The organism is Pseudomonas kitaguniensis, from assembly GCF_009296165.1.
In the GTDB taxonomy this organism is placed as follows: domain Bacteria; phylum Pseudomonadota; class Gammaproteobacteria; order Pseudomonadales; family Pseudomonadaceae; genus Aquipseudomonas; species Aquipseudomonas kitaguniensis.
The window spans coordinates 1-636 of record NZ_VUAZ01000201.1 but is presented as its reverse complement, the minus strand read 5'-3'; the positions used below and the strand labels follow the sequence as shown (position 1 = coordinate 636).

Annotated in this window: 1 protein-coding gene; it reads left to right on the top strand. The window is 63.8% G+C overall.

The window, feature by feature from the left end; genetic code table 11:
- Nucleotides 1-619: type III secretion system regulator SuhB (suhB, locus tag F0169_RS26180; RefSeq protein WP_152748036.1), on the top strand; the 619-nt coding region annotated here is incomplete at its 5' end.
- Between the last annotated feature and the right edge of the window lie 17 nt (nucleotides 620-636).

Genomic DNA, 636 nt, shown 5'->3' with positions numbered 1-636 from the left:
CGAAGAAACCGGCCTGCACAAAGGCAGCGGCGAAGGCGAAGACTACCTGTGGATCATCGACCCACTGGACGGCACCACCAACTTCCTGCGCGGCATCCCACACTTTGCGGTCAGCATTGCCTGCAAATACCGTGGCCGCCTGGAACACGCCGTTGTGCTGGACCCGGTCCGCCAGGAAGAATTCACCGCCAGCCGTGGCCGTGGCGCCCAACTGAACGGTCGGCGCCTGCGCGTCAGCGGCCGCACCAGCCTGGACGGCGCCCTGCTGGGCACTGGCTTCCCGTTCCGTGACGACCAGATGGACAACCTCGAAAACTATTTGGGCATGTTCCGCGCCCTGGTCGGCCAGACCGCCGGCATCCGTCGCGCAGGCGCTGCCAGCCTCGACCTGGCTTACGTCGCCGCCGGTCGTTTTGACGCGTTCTGGGAGTCGGGCTTGTCCGAATGGGACATGGCCGCAGGCGCCCTGCTGATTCAAGAAGCAGGCGGCCTGGTGAGCGACTTCACCGGTGGTCACGACTTCCTCGAAAAAGGCCACGTGGTTGCCGGCAACACCAAATGCTTCAAGGCAGTACTGACGGCGATCCAGCCGCACCTGCCAGCTTCGCTGAAACGCTAAGCGAGAGAGCACAAAAA